This is a genomic window from Dyella psychrodurans (assembly GCF_003363265.1).
Lineage (GTDB): Bacteria > Pseudomonadota > Gammaproteobacteria > Xanthomonadales > Rhodanobacteraceae > Dyella_B > Dyella_B psychrodurans.
This window is the reverse complement of sequence record NZ_QRBF01000003.1, coordinates 416,707-434,428: the sequence shown is the minus strand read 5'-3', so window position 1 is coordinate 434,428 and position 17,722 is coordinate 416,707. Positions and strand designations below refer to the sequence as shown.

The window sequence follows — 17,722 nt, the reverse complement described above, 5'->3', positions numbered from 1 at the left end:
GCTGATTAGTCTTCTTCACCTTTACCGTCGAGCCGTGCGTCGTTCTCGGTGGTGGAGACAAAATGTTCCAGCGAGGAGCCGAGGCGTTCGATTTCGTCGAGCTGCGTCTTGTCGGCGAGCTTGTGCAGTGACGTCAACAGGCGCAGCGCGGTTTCCCGTCCAGGCTCCGTCAGTGCCAGGATGATCTGTCGGCGGTCCCACGACGACCGGATGCGCCTGACAAGGCCACGGTGAGCGAGTTCGTCCAACAGCTTCGTCAGATGGGCCGGAGGAATGCCCGTGGCGGACTTCAGTTCCAGTTGTTTGCAGGTGGCTGCCTTCGACAGGTGAACCAGCACGAGGCAGTGCATAAGCGTGAGATCGCTCGTTCCCGAAACCAGGTGCGCGAGCTTCTCGATGGTGGAGGTCGCGCTCCTCAGGACGCGGCTGACCTCCGCCATTTTGTAGAGCGCATCGGCTTCGGTCTGAGTCGTCGTGCCGGCCGTTTCGTGTTCGGGTGACGTCGAGTTTGGCGTTCCCTTGCCCCATTCATCGGAAAGATGCTTGCTCATGAATCATCGCTCCGGTGAACGCTCTAGGAGCGTGGTGCCTGTGCCGATGACGCGACCTTGTCGTTGGACGCGGTGTCCGGATAGGTCGATTCCCAACCGCCGCCCAGCGCCTTGTACAGGGAAACCAGCGTGGTGGAGATCTGCGTGGTGTTGTCGGTGAGATCCTGCTGCGAGGCGAGCAGACGGCGTTCCGCATCGAGCACCTGCAGGAACGATCCCGTGCCGGCGGTGTATTGGGCTTGCGCCAGACGGAGCCCCTTCTGGTTGTCCTGCACTTCCGCGGCGAGCTGATCGTGGCGCTCTTGCTGGGAGGAGTACTGCGTCAGCGAATTGTCGATCTCATGCCATGCAGACAGAACGACACGCTGGTAATTCACGGCGGCTTCCTGCTGTTGCTCCTTGCGGAGATTGAGCGTCGCCTTCAGCCGGCCGCCTTCGAAGATAGGCAGGCTGATCGAGGGGCCAATGGAAAACTGACGCGAGCTCCAGTTTCCGAGCTGGCTGAACTGCAACGCCTGCAAGCTGCCGCTGCCCGAGAGCGTGATGCTCGGATAGAAGTCGGCTTTCGCAACGCCAATTTCCGCGGTGGCTTGATGCAGGGATGCTTCCGCCTCGCGAATGTCGGGGCGGCGGCGAGCGAGGTCCGAAGGAATGCCCACGGGCACCACCGGCGGAGTAGGCGGTACGGGTTTGGTTTCCTCAAGCTCGGTGCGCAGTGCACCTGGCGCCTGGCCAAGCAGGAAACTCAGGCGGTTGATGGTTTCGTCTTCCTGCTGCGCAAGTTGCGGCAGGATCGCGTTTTCGGCCGATACCTGCGAGGCGGCCTCAGCGACATCCAGCTCGGTAGCAAGACCGTTCGCCTGTCGTTCGCGCGTCACGCGCTCGGCATCCTTGGCGGCCTTGAGGTTGTCGAGCGTAATGGCGTAGTCGGTTTGCGTGCCGCGCAGCTGGATATAGTCGCGCGCCACTTCGGCCATGGTCGACATCAGCAGATCGCGACGCGCATCGGCCTGCGCATCCACCGACGCATCGGCCGCTTCCACTTCGCGACGTACACGACCCCACAGATCGAGTTCCCACGATGCATCGAAGCCCGCCTGGAAAAGATTGAACGGTGCAGAGCCCGACGAACCGTTGTGGCCCGAAGGGCTGACAGATACACCGGCCCCGGTTCCATTGGCCGCCGTCGCTGCATGGGTCGATTGAGTCAGCGCACCGGCAATGCTCGTCACGCCATTGGCGCTTGCGCGCTCGCGCACCGCACTCGCATTGCCGTCGACGGTCGGGTATTCATCGGCGGCCGTGATCGAGCGCTCGGCGCGGCTTTCGGCGAGCCGGAGCGATGCCACTTTGAGATCCAGGTTGGCATCGGCGACACGTTCTTCCAGCCTGACCAGCTCCGGATCATTGAACGACGTCCACCACGCCGTGCTCATCGGCGCAGGTGCCGTTTGGCTCGGAACCGCTTGCTTTGCCTCGCACCGCGCGCCACACCACGCGCCTGGCAGTTTCGCATCGGGCCGCGTGAAGTTCGGGCCCACCGTGCATCCGGCCAGCAATATGGCGGCCGCTATCATCTGATATTTGAAGACGTTCATGACGTTGATCCTCAGTTGATTCGAATGGCCGTCAGTGCACGGGCGCGGACGAATGACCGCCGTCCTTGACCGGTGAAAGAAACATCGAAATGGGCGCCATCGCGACGGCCAGCACGGCGCAGTAGATGAAGACATCGCTGTAGGCCAGGATGGATGCCTGGTGCAGCATGGTCTGGAAGGTGTAGGCAACAGCGTCGCTGTGGAGCGTGCTTGCCGCGCGACCGAGTGCACGCAACGTGGCTTCGTTCTGAGCAATCAGCGCGTTGAACGACTGGTTGTACGACGTCAGCCACGTCGACAAATGCGCCTGGCTGGCCTGCGTGCGTTCCGAGACGAGTGCGGTTGCAATCGAAATGCCGATCGAACCGGAAACATTGCGGAACATAACGAACAGCGACGATGCATCCGCGCCCAGCGACTTGGGCAGGCTGTGATACGCCATGATGCTGATCGGCACGAACAGGAATCCGAGGCCCGCCGTCTGAAAACTGCGCATGGCCACGAGCGTATGAAAGTCGACGTTGGGAGCCAGCGTGTTGGAGTACCACAGCGCCATCACCATCACGCCGAAACCTGTTGCAATCAGATAACGCAGCTGCACCACCTTCATCAGGCGTCCCACGAAGGGAATGAGGAAGATGATCACCAGGCCGCCCGGTGCGAGTACCAGTCCTGCCAGCGTTGCGGTGTAGCCGAGCGTCGTCTGCGCAAGTTGCGGGATGAGCACGGCAGTGCCGTAGAGAATCGAACCCATGCCGACGATCAGGATGCTGCTGATGGCAAAGTTGCGATCCTTGAACACATCCAGGTTCACGATCGGCTTTTTCGCCATCAACAGCCACAGCACCGCACCCACAAGGCCCGCGCCCGCAATGATGGCCATGTGCACGATGAAGGGCGATTGGAACCATCCTTCGTCTTCGCCGCGATCCATCATCACTTGCAGGCAGCTCAGGCCCAGGGTGATCAGCGCGAGACCGATGTAATCGACCGACCGTTTCCGCTTGACCGCCCACGGCGGATCGTCCACGAGAGCATTGACTGCAAAGAGCGCAAAGAGGCCCACCGGAACGTTGATGAAGAAGATCCAGCGCCAGGACGCGTTATCCGTGATGATGCCGCCGAGCACGGGACCGAGCACCGGCGCGACCACCGTGGCAATCGCGGTGATGGCGAAGGCCGCACCGCGCTTGCGCGGGTCGAACGAATCCAGCACGATCGCCTGCTGGTTGGGTTGCAGGCCGCCGCCGAAGAAACCTTGCAGCAAACGGAACACGATCAGCTGCGGCAGACTTTGCGCCACGCCGCAGAGCAGCGAGCACACCGTAAACATCGCGATGCAGATCATGAAGTAGCGCTTTCTTCCGATCACCGTACCCAGCCAACCGGAAATGGTGAGCACGATGCCGTTGGCGACGAGGTACGAAGTGAGCGTCCAAGTAGCATCGTCAGGACTGCTCGACAGGCTGCCGGCAATATGCGGCAGCGCGACGTTGACGATGGTGGTGTCGAGAATTTCCATGAACGCCGCGAGCGTCACCACCACCGCGATCAGCCACGGATTGCCGCGCGGCTTCCATGCGACATCATGGGCAGCGGAGGCGGCGCTCATTGCAGTTCTACCGTCGGTTCGACCGAAAGGTTGAGCGGCAGCGGCTGCTTCGCATCCAGGCCGGAGTCGATCACGATCTTCACCGGCACGCGCTGCACGATCTTCACGAAATTGCCGGTGGCATTTTCCGCCGGGAACGCGGTGAACTTGCCGCCCGAACCGGCCTGGATGCTGTCGACGTGGCCTTTCAGCTTGAGGCTCGGATAGGCGTCGACCTCGATCGACACATGCTGTCCGGGACGCATATGGGCGAGCTGCGTCTCCTTGAAGTTGGCGGTGACCCACACTTCCGGACTGACGATGGCGAACAGTTGCTGGCCGGTCTGCACGTAGTCGCCTTTTTCGACGCCGCGCTTGGTGATCCAGCCATCCTGCGGCGCGGTGACATCGCACCAGCCGACATTGAGCCTGGCCTGGTCGAGATCGCCCTGCGCGCGCTTGACGTCGCCTTGCAGTTGTTCGACGTGCGCCTGGGTTTCGGCAATGTTGATATCGACCGGCTTGGCGATGCGCGATTGCGCTTCGGCCTGCGCCACGTCGCCTGCTGCCGCGTTTCGCGTGGCGGTGGCGAAATCGATATCGTGCGAGGTGGTGGCTTCCTTCGGGATATCGTGCTGACGAAGGAATTCCGACTGCGCTTTGAAAAGATTCGCGCGTTCCGTGGTCAGCGTGGCTTCGGCCGCGGCGTATTTGGCGGGGTAGGTGATCCTGGCCAGATCGAGATCCGCCTGCGCGGCCGCCAACTGTCCTTGCGCCGATTCCAGCGCACCGCGGGCATGGTCGCGTGCGGCGAGGTAGTCCGTGCACTGAATCCGCACTAGCACCTGGCCCTGATGGACGAACTGGTTGTCCGTGACATCGAGTTCGGAAACGTACCCGGCCACATGCGGGGCGACGGTGATCGCGCGGCCATCCGTATAGGCGTCGTCGGTGGAAATGTCGCGGCCCGCCATGACGGCGTAGGCCACGCCGCTGACGACCAATAGCGCCGCGGCCACGATCATCGCGATCCGGGTTTTGCGGGGCAGGGGGCGCCGCGCAGGCTGGGGCGCTGCCGTCTCCTGTGTTTCGGTGTTGCTCATGACCCACTCCTCCAGTTCCGGGCTGACTTGCGCCGATCGCGAGTCATGCCGTAATTTGTATGGAGACGAACAATAGTGGTGCCTAACAAATAAGTCAACTGCCATACAATTAGGGGACGTAGTATTTCTATGCCGCTACTTTTTCCTCCGCCAGTCGCGGCCAAAGCCGCTTGTCACGTACCATACAATCCACTATCGGATCGTTCCGGGGCGAGGTAACTCTTTGAAAGACATGGATTCCAGCGATCAGACGAACTTTCCGACCCCCTCTCTTCGTGCGGCCTATCTGCAGCGCTTCCCCGTCGCGGCCGCCCAGCGGATGGAGATGGTGTTCACGCTCAAGTCGGCCAGCCAGCAGATCACCAACGTGTTGAACGGGTGGCTGGAAAGCACGGCCGGTTCGCCCGCGCGGTTTCAGACGCTCGCATTGCTGTGGGGCGCCGGTGGCCGCCCGGTTCCGCATCAGGAAATCATTGCGACGTTGAAGGTCAAACGCGCAACCGTCTCCGCGATGATGTATTCGCTGGAGCAGGAAGGCTTCGTGCAATCTGTCGGCGATGAGCAGGATCGTCGTCGCCTGCTCGCCACACTCACGAAGAAAGGCAAGGACATTTTCACCAGTGCGATGGATCTCAATGCGAGCCGGATCCAGAAGGCGTTCTCCGGTCTTGCGCCGGAAGAAATTGCCCTGTTTCAAAGCCTGTTCGTACGCCTGAGAGATGGCTTCCTGAAAGTCGTCGACGAAGAAGCCAAGCAGTAACTCACGCATCCCCGCCGTAGCGGCAGGGAATTCAAGGACCGATCTTTGCGCGAGCTTAATGCGGCCTGCGGCGCAGAATGATCGATACAGGTATCGATGGATGATCCTTGTGCACCCGCACCGAGATAACGATGCGATCCGTCCAGGCGTAGTGCACTCTTTCTTCGATCTCGTGCTCGGTAGCGTGGAACCTGTGCTCGTGACCGTGCTCCGTGCGCAGGAGGAATCCTTCGAAGTCGCCGAAGCGGTCGTACAACAATCCTTCCACCTTGCCGGTGAATTCCTCCGCTTCGTGCCTGTGATGATGCTCTCCGATTCCCACGGGTTGGGGGACGCCGGTCGGCGACGGAAGAATAGTTATTGGATTTCCTCCGAATGCCGTGACGCGCCCGGCGATATACGAAAGATATCGTTGCAGGACCGGATACCAACGATCGGTGGGCGACAACTGGTTGAGTCGCCACAGCACGATGGCATAGAGGTTTTCCTCGGCCGGTAGAAGAATGTCTTCACCCGCGACGGGAATCTTCACCTGGAAAGTCCCGACCACATATCGCCAGTTGCGTTGGATATTTGTTCTGGCTACTGCCTCCGTCGTGGTCGCCGTTGCCGTAGCGGCAGTGCGTGGGAGATTTTGTATGATCCCGATAGTGCCATCGTTGCCGGCGCGACGCGTGGAGAATCGCCGCACGACGATGTTGAACTCTTGCCCTACCTTGACGCCGGCGGGCAAATCGACGGTGAACAGTCCTGCAAACCGCGGTCCACTTCCGCTGGGAATAGGCACGCACGTCGCGCCACCTTTGACGGTGCATTGCAGTGTGGACGGGTCTGCGAGTGTGAACTCGTCGGTGCCATACAGTCGTCTGGCCATCCGTACCACTTCTAAAGCCTGCACTTGCGGCCAGTAAATGGTCGCCGTGCTTCCGACCGGCGTGTTGCCCCAGTCGATGATCAACTCGTCGGGATAATCCAGCAGCGTGCCGCCTGTCGTGCTTATCGGCGGGCTGGGACGCACATCGAACGTCTGCGGTATGCGATGCGCGGCCGGTCCACCGGGGTTGCCCGACGGCGTGATCTGCAGGTTGCGCTGCGCGAGTTTGTCCGAATTGTTCGGCCCCAGGGTAATGCCGTTGGCGTTGATGATCGGTGCACCGTCGTAGGCAATCTGCGCCACCAGGCAATGATGCGAGCCGCGCGCTTTCCAGTTGTAGGTGCCGCTGTAGACATCCAGGAAGCAACCGAAATACATCGACGTTTCGCCGGTTGCGTCGACCGTGATGGAGTGAACGTTGACGCCGCCCGTTCCGTAGTCGCCGGCGCTCGATCCGCTTGCAAAGAACGGTACCGATTCTCCATCCGGCGCCGACTGCGGCTGATCCGGAAACCCGCTGGTGTCGAGTGTGCTGAGATATGACGTGGCGGGCTGGTAATCCGTGTCGTTGGTTTGAGTAAGGAACAACCGAAAGAACACTTTGACCGGATTGGCGCTGGTTCCCGTCGGTCCGCTCAGTCGTACACGGGCGATGGCGAAGTTGTAATTGGTGATGCCGTTCGAACTCGGCGTGACGGATGAATCGCCCGTGGCAATCACCGGACTGGGGAAATGCGAAAACGGGTCGCTATTGCCCGCATCGGTAAATGTCGTGGAGCCGTTCATGTATTTGAGCACGCCCTCGATGAACGTGCTCGCGGCGCCAGGATCCTGCCCCTTCGGGTTGCTGGTGCTGAACGTCACCGGGATTCCCGGCACCGAAGGGTTCGAATCCGGGTTGATGGTGAAAACGCACAGATCCTGGCTCAGATAGAAAACATTGTTCTGTTGAGGATTGACGTTCTCGAAATACGGGTCGGCACCCGCCACCAGTTCAAAGGTCGTTTCTGCCGTGTACTCATTGCCGGCAACCGCGATGCCCGCCTGCAGCAGCTTCTCCACGGGATTTCCATTCGTTCCGGGGAAGGCGCTCATGGCGGGGCCGGAGAATTGCACGCTGTAGGGAATCAAAACGCGCAACGCCTGCGTGGCAATCGGAGTACCCGGTGTGATGGTGATTCCGTTGATGCCGCTGAAGGGACCGCCAAGCGTGAGGGCATGGGCACTGATGGCGGCCTGTACCTGACTCAGGTTGTAACCGTCCACGACCAGCCAGAACGTGTTCGCAAAAAGAGGGAACGTGCTTCCTGCGGAGGCCTCGTCGTATCCGAACGTGCTCTTGTCGACCACGAAATAGAAGTTCTTGGTGGGGCGGGCGAGCCAGATGGCCGTATTGACGTAGAACGCCTGCAAGTCGGCGAGCACGCTGCCGCTGGCGGGTACCGACAAGGCGGTACCGAAACCGGCCATGCGATCCGGCGAACTGCCGCAAGGGTCGCCCACCAGGTTCAGGTCGAGATAGTGATGAAACGACGAATCGGTGACGATGCGTCCGACGTTGGAGCCACGGCCGTCATAAGCGCACAGGATGCCGATCGTTCCTGCCGTGGTCAGCGTCGTGTCGGTTGTGAAGTTGTTCTGCTCGCACTGCGAACCTTCCACCACGGTGCTGTGACCGCCGGCAATCGTGCCGGTCGCCACGACCGAGGGAGCCGGCTGAAAGCCGCCAACGGCAGGGTATTCCGTGTAGGTTTGCGCATTGACGGTCATGGTCGCGCTTAGATCGCTCGGCGTGACCACTTCGCCTTCATGCATGTGATCGGGATAGCGCGATAGCGATCCCGTGGCACCTTCCAAAATCGGATGGACGATGTTGTTGGGAAAGGCGAGCTGTTGCGGAATGTTGTCCGACTGATCGTCGAACTGATACTGCGACGTCGTGTCGCTTGGATTCATGACCAGGGTGTCGGCGCGCCCCATTCCAGGATTGGGATTGTTGGAAACGCCCGGCCAATTGAGCGACGTAACGCTGTTGCCTGCATAGTCGGTCGCCGTGGAGGGGTAACCTGCTGGAAGATCCTGCGTGCGTGCAAACCATTTGCGCATCGTGCGGACACGCGGAATGCTGCCGCCCATGAACGAACCCATGCCTGCATGATCGCCCGTCGCAAACACGCCGCCACCCGCGTCCATGAATGCGGTGATGGCGGCCACTTCCGATGCGCCGATCGCACCGCCGGCCGGTGGATCGCGATAATTCCATCCTTCATAACCGATCAGCCAGAGCACGTCGTACTTGCCGATGCTTGCGGTAGTAAAGACGAAGTTCTGGAAGGTGGCGTTGGGGTCGTTGCGCCGATGCGCCGTATCCACCGCAATGGACACGGCCGAACCGTGCGTCAGGAGATAGAGAAATTCCGAGACGGTGAAGGTGTCGTCCGTCGTGTCCTGGCTCGGGGCAAAATTGATGCCATCCTGAGGAGGATTGTTTGCCAGGTAAGGGCCATCACCCACGACAAGAACATTAATCGCGGCCATAAAACCCCCTCTGCGTCCTACGCAGTGGCAGTGATTCAGACCACACTATCAAAGACGACGTGCACAACGCGTCAGATGCAGATGACAGCCTCGGCGATACGCAAAGATGGCTGTTATGACACTTATTGGTTCGTGATGAACTATCCCGGTCATTACTATCGAGTGACTCCGTAGCCGCAGTAGAACAGATACGGAGTCACTCGATCGGAGCGATCAGGCAACAGCCTTGAGCTTGCCGGGAGCCTTCCATTCCGCGCCCTTCATGAAAGCGTCGAGCGGCGTATCGGCCAGATGATTGGTGTAGTTGGAAATGAGCTTGGTGGCGGCGAGCACAAGCACATCCAGCATGGCGCGGTTGTCATAACCTGCCGCCTTGAACGCGTCGACATCGGACGGGCTCACGACACCGCGCTGACGCGTCACCTGGGCGGCAAAACGCCGAAGAGCTTCCAGCTTGGCATCGGCGATCGGGCGACCATCGCGTACCGCGTTAATCGCGGCATCGTCGACCTTGGCCATCCGCGACAAGTTGGTGTGGCCAGCCATGCAGTAGACACACTCGTTCTCGTAGATGATCGAAAGGTAAGCGACGTTGCGCTCCACGGGCGTGAAGCTGGTCTTCTCGGCGATCGTCCACAACGTTGCATAGGCTTCAAGCGCAGCGGGACTTTCGGCGAGGATGCGATGCAGGTTGGGAACGAAACTCCACGCGTCCTGCACGCTCTTCAAAATATCTGCCGAGCCCGCGGGGGCCGTGGCAATGTCGTGAACCTGGAAGGCATTGATGGTCATGGGACGTATCCTCGGGTGTGAAAGTGGGTGATGAGAGAGAAGTAGCGAACGTTCTTTCGTTGCCTGGCGTTGTAACGCGGTGTATCACTGCGCCGTGTAGCCGCCATCGACCGCGATGCGCTGACCGGTGAGATAACGGGCCTTGTCGCTCGCGAGGAAAAGAATGGTCTGGGCGATTTCGTCAACCGTCGCGGCGCGCTTGGCAGGCATCGAGTTGAGGAAATTCGCCTTCGCTTCTTCATTGCCGCCGGAGAACCGGTCCAGCATGTCCGTCGCTACCGGGCCTGGCGCCACTGCATTCACGCGCACGCCGGCCGCGGCGCCTTCCAGTGCAACGCTCTTGGTGAGTCCTTCGACCGCGTGCTTGCTGGCGGCGTAGACCGCGGCACCGGGAATGCCGACCTGGCCGGCAATGGATGAGAGATTGATGATCGAACCGGAACCCTGCGGCAGCATCACCCGCATCTCGTGCTTAAGCGACAGCACGGTGCCGAGCACGTTGGTGGCAAACGTGTTTTCGTAGGCCTCGGGAGTTTGTTCCACGACAGGACCCAGCTCGCCTTCGGTGCCTGCGTTGTTCACGGCCACATCGATGCGGCCGAAACGCTCGACCGTGCGATCGATCAGGTTGCGTACGTCGGCTTCAAAGCGCACATCGGCGCGAACGAATTCGGCCTGGGCGCCCAACGCACGCAATTCGTCGGCGAGCGCGTAACCGGCCTCTTCGCGACGGCCGCTTACGACAAGGCGGGCACCTTCCTTGGCGAAAGCGATCGCCGTGGCGCGACCGATGCCGGCGAGGGCGCCTGTGATCAAAACGACTTGAGTATTCGTATTCATGTTGCGACTCCGTCAATGTCAGGAAGATTGGACGGAACGCACTTTGGCCGAGTCGTTGCGCTTCAACTAGAAAGCTGCGGGGAATACCAATTAGTCGCGAAGGGAATAGGGCTGCACGGCTGCTCTCTTTCCTTGTCTGACGCGCAGGGAAGGCCAGCAGCCCGCATGCGCGCGTGCCGGGAAATGGACCATCCACGGGAGTGCTTCCAAGGCTCGTCGCAGGGGTATTTCGCGACGTGATACTTTGGAGCATAAATGAAAGACTTATTAGTATTAAAAGGATCGCCTTTGGATCCTAAAGTGACTCCACCTCAACACAACGATGGAGTCCTCCCATGTCTCGCATTTTCACTCCCGCCGTGGAAACGGCCACCGGTGCCACCGCCGAAGTTTTCGAGCAGATCCGCAAAGCCGCAGGCGGCGTGCCCAACACCTTTGCCGCGATTGGCGCGTTGAATCCGGCGGCGCTGAAGGCAGTTCTGCAAGCCGAAGGCGTGCTGGCTGCAGGCACGCTGAGCAAGCAGGATCAGGAAACGATCAAGTTGATCGTCAGCACGGTCGCCGGTTGCGACTACTGTGTGGCTGCACACTCGTTGCTTGGCAAGATGACGGGCCTCAAGCCCGACGTATTGGCGAAAATCCGCGCAGGAGAGCCGACCGGCGATGCGAAGCGCGATGCGCTCGCCCACTTCGTCCGCACGCTTGTGGCGACATCCGGCACGATTCCCGAAGCGGAATTCGGCGCCATCAAGCAGGCGGGCTATACCGACGCGCAGCTGGTGGATATCAGCCTGGCCATTACGGTCATCGTCTTCACCAACGTGTTCAATCGCATCAACGATACGGCGCTCGACTTTCCGGCCGTGAAGTAAGCTCGTGAATCAGGCGGGGCGCTATGGCGCCTCGTCCGGCGTCTGCGACGTTCGACGCCATTGTGCCGGTGTGACGCCCATGTGGAGTTTGAACGCGCGCTGGAACGCCGCTTCGGATTGATATCCCACGTTTTCCGCCACCGCTCCGGTGGACGCCGACGATTGGCGCAATTCATTGGCCGCCAGCGTCATGCGGATATCCGTCAACAGATCGCTGGCGGAGCATCCAAGCTTCTCCTGGAACAAGCGCACGAAGGTGGCCCGCGACATGCTGCACTTCTGCGCGAGCAGCGGCAGCGTCCATGGGTAACCCGGATCGTGGAACAGTGCTTCGAGTGCCGGAGCGAGCCGCGGATAGCCCGCCAACGCAAGTAATCCAGCCGGTGCCTCGCGCGATTCGCTGGCGAAGCGCAGGGTCAATGCGAACAACGCAGTGGACAATGCATTGAGCATGGCGCGACCACCCAGGCAATCGACACCGCTCTCCGAGCGCATGAGTGTCATGAGCCCCAGCAACTGCGAACCGGTTTCGCGCGCTTCGTTCGATGCGTCGCCGCTGGCACCACGTACCACCAGGTGCGATGGCAGATAGCGACGCAGCAGTCGCGCATGTGCGGGAGAAAGCGCGAATCGGCCGCACAGCATGTCGAGGTGCGCACCGTTGCCCGTGTTTTCGCTGAAAACCACATTCGCAGCGGTTCGCGTCACCGCTCGCTTGGCGCGCTTGCCGCTGCCATCATGCAGCGTGTGCGCCTCGCCGTTGGCAAGCAGCAGGATGTCGCCGGCAGTCAGATGCACCGGCGATCCGTCCGCGGGATCTTCCAGCAACGCCGATCCGTCGAGCACGATGTGATAAGCCATTTCGCCAGCGGCCGATGCTTCCTGATCGATGCGCCAGGGTGCGCCGTACTGGCAGCGCAGATCGAGCTGACCGCGCACGGGCGTTATTTCCAGCAGACGACTCAACCAGTCCTGCGGCGGAGACATGAGAACCTCCGTTGATACTTACTGGCATGGATATTAGCTAATACGACATTACCATGCTCATTCTTGCCTCGTAAAGTGCAACCACCTTCCGCAAGCTTTGCGGGGCTCTCCGCTCTCCGGCTTCGCGCGTAGAAGCCGTCACGCCAATTCCTCCCGGGAATGACAGATATGTGCGCGCCGCGGGTTCTCCGGGCCGAGGTGCGCGCCGACCATGGCGCCACCTCACCAAGGAGCTAACCATCATGTCTCTCCAAGCCACGTTAGATGCATTCAAAGCGGACTTCCGCGCAGGCAAACCACCCTATAACGCGCCGTCCGACATTCACCCGATCATGGAACGCGCCACGGCCGATCTGATCGCGTCGGGCCAGGCAAGCCGTGCAGCCAAGGCCGGCGACATCGCACCCTCATTCGTTTTGCGAGATGGTCACGGGCACGCGGTTTCCTCGCAGGAACTGTTGGCCAAGGGACCGTTGGTCGTGAGTTTTTATCGCGGAGTGTGGTGCCCGTACTGCAATTTCGAGCTTCAGGCGCTGGAAGCCGCGTTGCCGAAGATTCGCGAAGCGGGGGCAAGCCTCGTGGCGATTTCGCCGCAGCTGGCGGTCAACAGCCAGAAGTCGGAGCGCGTCAATCACCTGAGCTTTCCCATTCTCGGCGATGCGAACAATCAGGTTGCCGCCGACTTCGGCCTGCGCTACGCGTTGCCGGATTATCTCGTCGAACTCTACAAGAGACTGAAAAACAACCTTCCGGCTTTCAATGGCGACGACAGCTGGACGCTTCCCATTCCGGCGCGTTATGTCATCGCTCCGGATCGCACCATCGTGTATGCGGAAGTCAATCCGGATTACACGCACCGTCCTGAACCGGAAGATCTGCTTCCTGTGCTGAATCAGTACGGCAACCGTTGAAGGCTGTGGAGCACGGTCGTCATGTCGTGGGAGTGATCTCCTTCAAGATCGCTTCCACAAAATCGGCGAAGGCCCGTGCCTTCGCGCTCACCATGCGGCCGGTGGGAAACAGCGCCCAAACGTCGATCGGCGGCAACGACCAATCTTCGAGAACCGCTTGAACTTCGCCGTTACTAATCTCCGATGCAAACATCCACTCGGAAGCGATGGCGATACCCATATCGGCCAGTACGGCGGCACGCACACCCTCGGCCGCGGATACGTGGATTCGTCCGGTGACCACCACGGATGTCACCGTATCGCCGCGTTGAAAATCCCACGCCGCATTACCGCCATTGGGGCTGTAGACCACGATCTCGTGCTGCGCCAATTCCGCGGGCGTCCTGGGCGTTCCATGCGATTGAAGGTAGCGCGGCGTGGCAAGAGCGTAACGCCGCGTCTGGGCGATATGCCGCGCGGTCATGCTCGAGTCGGGCAGTGTTCCCATGCGCAAGGCCACGTCGATACCTTGCTCGACGAGATCGATATTCCGGTCGTCCAGCCTCACGTCGATCCGCAGATCCGGATGCGCGCTAAGAAACGTGTTCAATCGCGGGATGATATGCAGCCTGGCGAACGTCACGGCGGCACTCACGCGGAGTTTTCCCGATAAACCTTTGCCCGTGCCGCGTGCGACCAGTTCGGCCTCATGGGCTTCTTCGATGGAACGCTTCGCTCGCTCGTAATACTGCTGGCCCGCTTCGGTAGGCGTCAGGCCGCGCGTGGAGCGCAGGACCAGGCGCACGCCAAGCCGATCCTCAAGCTGGGCGATGGATTTGGAAACCGCGGGCTGGCCGACATTGAGACGCTTCGCCGCCGCGGAAAACGAGCCCGCCTCCACGACACAGATAAAGGTTTCCATGACTGCGAATCGGTCCATATTCCCCGTTCTCGAGCAGAGTAGATGCCGATATCAACGCATTGAGCGCCGCCGTTGCTGAGGAAAGTAATGTACCAGTGCCGACACCCCTGGGATGCATGACTGCGCTGGGCATCCGGTGGCGCTGTTTCCGAAATGGTCGGTCGCTCGGTTGACACACCTATGACCCAGGGGTATCGTGCGCCGGCCTCCGGGAAGCCTTTCCTGCGGCATTTTTCCGATAACCCAAATACGAGAAATGGACAGTAACCCTCCTAGTCGATGCGCCAATTTCGGATGCACCCATCCGATGTTGGCGTGCCAGTTGAACAACGTAAGCCTTAACGGCGGCCGCGTTCGGTCGGCCGGCGCTTTCCTCGACTAGGGAAGTCCGGCTCGCCTCTCGCGCCGTCGTTGGCGCTGACGAGGTGAGTCATATGAACAAGCTGTATTTGCGTGCAGTCCGCCGTCGTGCGGCGAGCGCACCCCATCATCACAAGGCCTGGCGCGGTTCCTGGAACCGGGCGCGCCCCGACGTGGCCGTTTCCCCTTCGCATCACGCTGCTCCACTGCACGCGCAGTGGCATCGGAACGCCGTCACGGGCGTGCTCGAATGCCATTGGGTTTGCGATGCGCCGGACGAACCGAGCCCGGGCCTGAGAAGCAGGCATGTCGTTTCCAAGTTCCGCATGCAATGGCGTCTTCGCAGTGCCGGCATGCGTCCTCCTTCGTGCCAGTACGCCAACGGGTAGTCCTATGCGACCTCCTCCTGCCAGTAACAACCACATTTCCTTTTCTACCGTCTGGACGCGCACGCGATGCGTCCCGCTCACGTCGTCATGATGTGAGCCGGCTCGCGTCCGTGTCGCCCATGCGGCGAATCACGAGGACCGAGCCATGCAACTCTCCTTCCTGCACGCCCGCACGCCGATGCATACCCCCGATCGGCTGCTCAACGTCTATGTCGCTTGCCGCACGGCCAAACCGTCTTCGCCCGGTCTGGTCATGACCTTGCTGCGCGCTTCGGCGCGTTGGTGTCGCGGCCTCGCGCGATCTCGCAAGGCGCATAACGCCTGAATCCGCACTCGGCACGCGTGCGTGCCGAGGTTTTCCTGTGCATGCCCGCAGAACCGCTGCGGGCCCAGAAAGCGAAGAGACTCCCATGAAGAACATCCATTTCGTCGGCGAATGGTTCGACTGCTGCGCGCCCAAGGCGTTGCTCACCGATGCACAAGCCATCCAGGCACATTGCATGGCGCACGTGGCGCGTCGCCATCTGCCCATCCGTTACGAACACTTCACCGCCACGGCGCTGGACGGCGTGATCGGCGCGATGAGCGGCAACGGCATCCACCTCGTGGTGCGCACGTTTCCGCGCCGCGACGCGGTGATCGCGGATCTGTTCGTCGAAGAAGTCGAACCGGCCGACATCACGGCCGCCATGCAGGTCTTCAACGGCCTGCGCGACGAATTCCGTCCGCTGCGTTCGCTGCTGCACCGCGTGCAGCGCGACGGCCAGTCGCTGCCGGTACAGGGGCGCACGCCGCGCAAGCCCACCGAAGTTTTTCTGACGAAACCGGTACAGAGGATCGCCTAGCCCAGTCGCCGTTTATTGCCTGCACATCGCCCCATCGTCTACCGCCCCACGACAAGGCTTAACCATGAATACCGTTCTCGAATTAAAAGAAGCCGACGATACCGCCGTGCTCGATAGCGCCCATGTGGGCGACATCCGCGGCGCACTCGGCACCATCGCCTATAACGATCGCGCGCGACGCGACAGCTGGGGCGCGCGCCTGCGCACCCTGCTTGCCATTCTCGGCCCCGGCCTGATCGTGATGGTGGGCGACAACGACGCGGGTGCCTTCAGCACTTATACCCAGGCCGGACAAAATTACGGCACCGTGTTGCTGTGGACGCTTTCGCTGCTGATTCCGGTGTTGTACGTGAACCAGGAAATGGTGCTGCGCCTCGGTGCGGTGACCGGCGTCGGCCACGCGCGGCTGATCCTCGAACGCTTCGGCAAGTTCTGGGGTGCGTTCAGCGTGATCGATCTTTTCATCCTCAACGCACTCACCATCGTCACCGAATTCATCGGTATCAGCCTGGGCCTGGATCATCTGGGCCTTTCGCGCAATTGGGGAGTGATGATCGCGGCCGCATTGATCATCATCACCGCTTCCACCGGCAACTTCCGGCGTTTCGAGCGGTTCGCGCTGCTGCTGGTGGTGGGCAGCCTGCTGCTGGTGCCCGTGTTGCTGATGGTGCATCCGCCGGTGGCGCAGGTCGCGCACAACATGCTGGTGCCGGGCATGCCCAAGGGGGCGCCGCTGAGCGACGTCATGCTGCTGATCATCGCCATCGTCGGCACGACGGTGGCGCCCTGGCAGTTGTTCTTTCAGCAAAGCTATGTGATCGACAAGCGCATCACGCCACGCTTCATGACCTACGAGAAGGCGGATCTGTGGATCGGCATCGCGCTCGTGATCATCGGTGCGGTGGCGATGATTGCGTTCACCGCCGCCACGTTCGCAGGCCGCCCGGAAATGGGCCAGTTCGCCGATGCCGGGGCGGTGGCCGCGGGTATCGCCAAGTACGTGGGCGGGACGCCTTCCGTGCTGTTCTCGATCGCGCTGATCGACGCCAGCATCATCGGAGCATCGGCCGTGTCGCTGTCGACGGCGTATGCGGTGGGCGATGTGCTGGCGGTCAATCATTCGCTGCATCGCAAGCCCACGGAAGCGAAGCTCTTCTACGCGGTGTATGCGTTGTTGGTCGCGGTGTCCGCGGTGCTGGTGCTGATTCCGAATGCGCCGCTCGGCCTCATCACCAACGCGGTGCAGACCCTGGCTGGCATCCTGCTGCCCGGTGCGTCGGTGTTTCTGCTCTTGTTGTGCAACGACAAGGCCGTGCTGGGACCGTGGGTGAACAAACCCATCACCAACCTGTTCACCACGGCGGTGGTGGCGGTGCTGGTGTTGCTGTCGATCATCCTTACCGCGTCGGTGCTGTATCCCTCGATCACCAGTGCGCAGATCATCGGCGTGCTCGTTGGCGGTGGCGTACTGGCGCTGGCCGTTGCGGTCGCATTCGGGATCATGCATTGGCGCCGTCACACCGCCACGGTGCCGAAAGACGTTGTTGTCGTCGACAAGGCCCATTGGCGCATGCCGCCGCTGAGCAAGCTGCCGCCGGCGAAGCTGAGCCTGCGTCGGCGCATATGGCTGGGCGTGCTGCGCGCCTACCTGGCCGCTGCGCTGATCCTCGCCATCGTCAAGGTGGTGCAGGTTGTTCTGGCCAAGTCTTGAAGGTGTCGCAGGCATGAGGCGCTCATGGCCCAACGCGTGGTACCGGCGCAGTCAGCCTCCATCGTGCTGATGCAGGCCGGCTGCTAGCGCCGGATCAGT

General features: G+C 61.1%; 16 protein-coding genes. 7 read left to right on the top strand and 9 right to left on the bottom strand.

Going from position 1 to position 17,722, the window contains the following annotated elements:
- Positions 1 to 5 precede the first annotated feature (5 nt).
- Genes DWU99_RS11075 through DWU99_RS11060 form a run of 4 tightly spaced genes read right to left on the bottom strand, consistent with a single transcriptional unit; the run spans position 6 to position 4,843 of the window.
- Entirely contained in the window at positions 6 to 551 is a 546-nt protein-coding gene (locus DWU99_RS11075; protein ID WP_115478074.1) for a MarR family winged helix-turn-helix transcriptional regulator, read from the bottom strand.
- A gap of 23 nt (positions 552 to 574) precedes the next feature.
- Positions 575 to 2,149, bottom strand: a complete 1,575-nt coding sequence (locus tag DWU99_RS11070; protein WP_199535769.1) for an efflux transporter outer membrane subunit — start codon at positions 2,147 to 2,149, stop codon at positions 575 to 577.
- Positions 2,150 to 2,180: 31 nt separating this feature from the next.
- Complete coding sequence (locus DWU99_RS11065) at positions 2,181 to 3,761, bottom strand: DHA2 family efflux MFS transporter permease subunit (RefSeq protein WP_115478073.1); 1,581 nt, start codon at positions 3,759 to 3,761, stop codon at positions 2,181 to 2,183.
- Positions 3,758 to 4,843, bottom strand: a complete 1,086-nt coding sequence (locus DWU99_RS11060; protein WP_115478072.1) for an HlyD family secretion protein — start codon at positions 4,841 to 4,843, stop codon at positions 3,758 to 3,760. The genes DWU99_RS11065 and DWU99_RS11060 overlap by 4 nt, the downstream gene beginning before the upstream one ends.
- 232 nt (positions 4,844 to 5,075) lie before the next feature.
- Between DWU99_RS11060 and DWU99_RS11055 the strand changes: the two genes are divergently transcribed.
- Complete coding sequence (locus DWU99_RS11055; RefSeq protein ID WP_115478071.1) at positions 5,076 to 5,603, top strand: MarR family winged helix-turn-helix transcriptional regulator; 528 nt, start codon at positions 5,076 to 5,078, stop codon at positions 5,601 to 5,603.
- A gap of 55 nt (positions 5,604 to 5,658) precedes the next feature.
- On the opposite strand, the gene DWU99_RS11050 is transcribed toward DWU99_RS11055, so the two are convergent.
- The 3 genes from DWU99_RS11050 to DWU99_RS11040 form a co-directional block, all read right to left on the bottom strand.
- The gene (locus tag DWU99_RS11050; RefSeq protein WP_115478070.1) at positions 5,659 to 9,015 is read right to left on the bottom strand and encodes a hypothetical protein; all 3,357 of its coding nucleotides are present in this window, start codon (positions 9,013 to 9,015) and stop codon (positions 5,659 to 5,661) included.
- A 213-nt stretch (positions 9,016 to 9,228) separates the two neighbouring features.
- Entirely contained in the window at positions 9,229 to 9,807 is a 579-nt protein-coding gene (locus DWU99_RS11045) for a carboxymuconolactone decarboxylase family protein (protein ID WP_199535768.1), read from the bottom strand.
- A gap of 84 nt (positions 9,808 to 9,891) precedes the next feature.
- The gene (locus DWU99_RS11040) at positions 9,892 to 10,647 is read right to left on the bottom strand and encodes an SDR family NAD(P)-dependent oxidoreductase (RefSeq protein WP_115478069.1); all 756 of its coding nucleotides are present in this window, start codon (positions 10,645 to 10,647) and stop codon (positions 9,892 to 9,894) included.
- A 335-nt stretch (positions 10,648 to 10,982) separates the two neighbouring features.
- Between DWU99_RS11040 and DWU99_RS11035 the strand changes: the two genes are divergently transcribed.
- Complete coding sequence (locus DWU99_RS11035) at positions 10,983 to 11,519, top strand: carboxymuconolactone decarboxylase family protein (RefSeq protein ID WP_115478068.1); 537 nt, start codon at positions 10,983 to 10,985, stop codon at positions 11,517 to 11,519.
- Positions 11,520 to 11,540: 21 nt separating this feature from the next.
- Here the strand turns inward: DWU99_RS11035 and DWU99_RS11030 are convergent, their stop codons facing one another.
- A complete protein-coding gene (locus DWU99_RS11030) occupies positions 11,541 to 12,506 on the bottom strand; it encodes an AraC family transcriptional regulator (protein WP_115478067.1) in 966 nt (321 codons plus the stop codon).
- Positions 12,507 to 12,748: 242 nt separating this feature from the next.
- On the opposite strand from DWU99_RS11030, the gene DWU99_RS11025 reads away from it, so the two are divergent.
- On the top strand, positions 12,749 to 13,417 hold the full coding sequence (locus tag DWU99_RS11025) for a peroxiredoxin-like family protein (RefSeq protein WP_115478066.1): 669 nt from the start codon (positions 12,749 to 12,751) through the stop codon (positions 13,415 to 13,417).
- A 19-nt stretch (positions 13,418 to 13,436) separates the two neighbouring features.
- Here the strand turns inward: DWU99_RS11025 and DWU99_RS11020 are convergent, their stop codons facing one another.
- Positions 13,437 to 14,318 carry a LysR family transcriptional regulator gene (locus DWU99_RS11020; protein WP_233511046.1) on the bottom strand — a complete coding sequence of 294 codons (882 nt, stop codon included), beginning with the start codon at positions 14,316 to 14,318 and terminating at the stop codon, positions 13,437 to 13,439.
- Positions 14,319 to 14,752: 434 nt separating this feature from the next.
- On the opposite strand from DWU99_RS11020, the gene DWU99_RS11015 reads away from it, so the two are divergent.
- From DWU99_RS11015 to DWU99_RS11000, 4 genes are all read left to right on the top strand, one after another.
- Positions 14,753 to 15,067, top strand: coding sequence for a hypothetical protein (locus DWU99_RS11015; protein ID WP_115478064.1), 315 nt, complete (start codon positions 14,753 to 14,755; stop codon positions 15,065 to 15,067).
- Positions 15,068 to 15,212: 145 nt separating this feature from the next.
- Positions 15,213 to 15,392: a hypothetical protein gene (locus tag DWU99_RS11010; RefSeq protein WP_115478063.1), complete on the top strand. Its 180-nt coding sequence runs from the start codon at positions 15,213 to 15,215 to the stop codon at positions 15,390 to 15,392.
- 85 nt (positions 15,393 to 15,477) lie between these two features.
- The gene (locus DWU99_RS11005; protein WP_115478062.1) at positions 15,478 to 15,912 is read left to right on the top strand and encodes an S-adenosylmethionine decarboxylase; all 435 of its coding nucleotides are present in this window, start codon (positions 15,478 to 15,480) and stop codon (positions 15,910 to 15,912) included.
- A 64-nt stretch (positions 15,913 to 15,976) separates the two neighbouring features.
- Positions 15,977 to 17,623, top strand: a complete 1,647-nt coding sequence (locus DWU99_RS11000) for an NRAMP family divalent metal transporter (protein WP_115478061.1) — start codon at positions 15,977 to 15,979, stop codon at positions 17,621 to 17,623.
- Positions 17,624 to 17,722 lie beyond the last annotated feature (99 nt).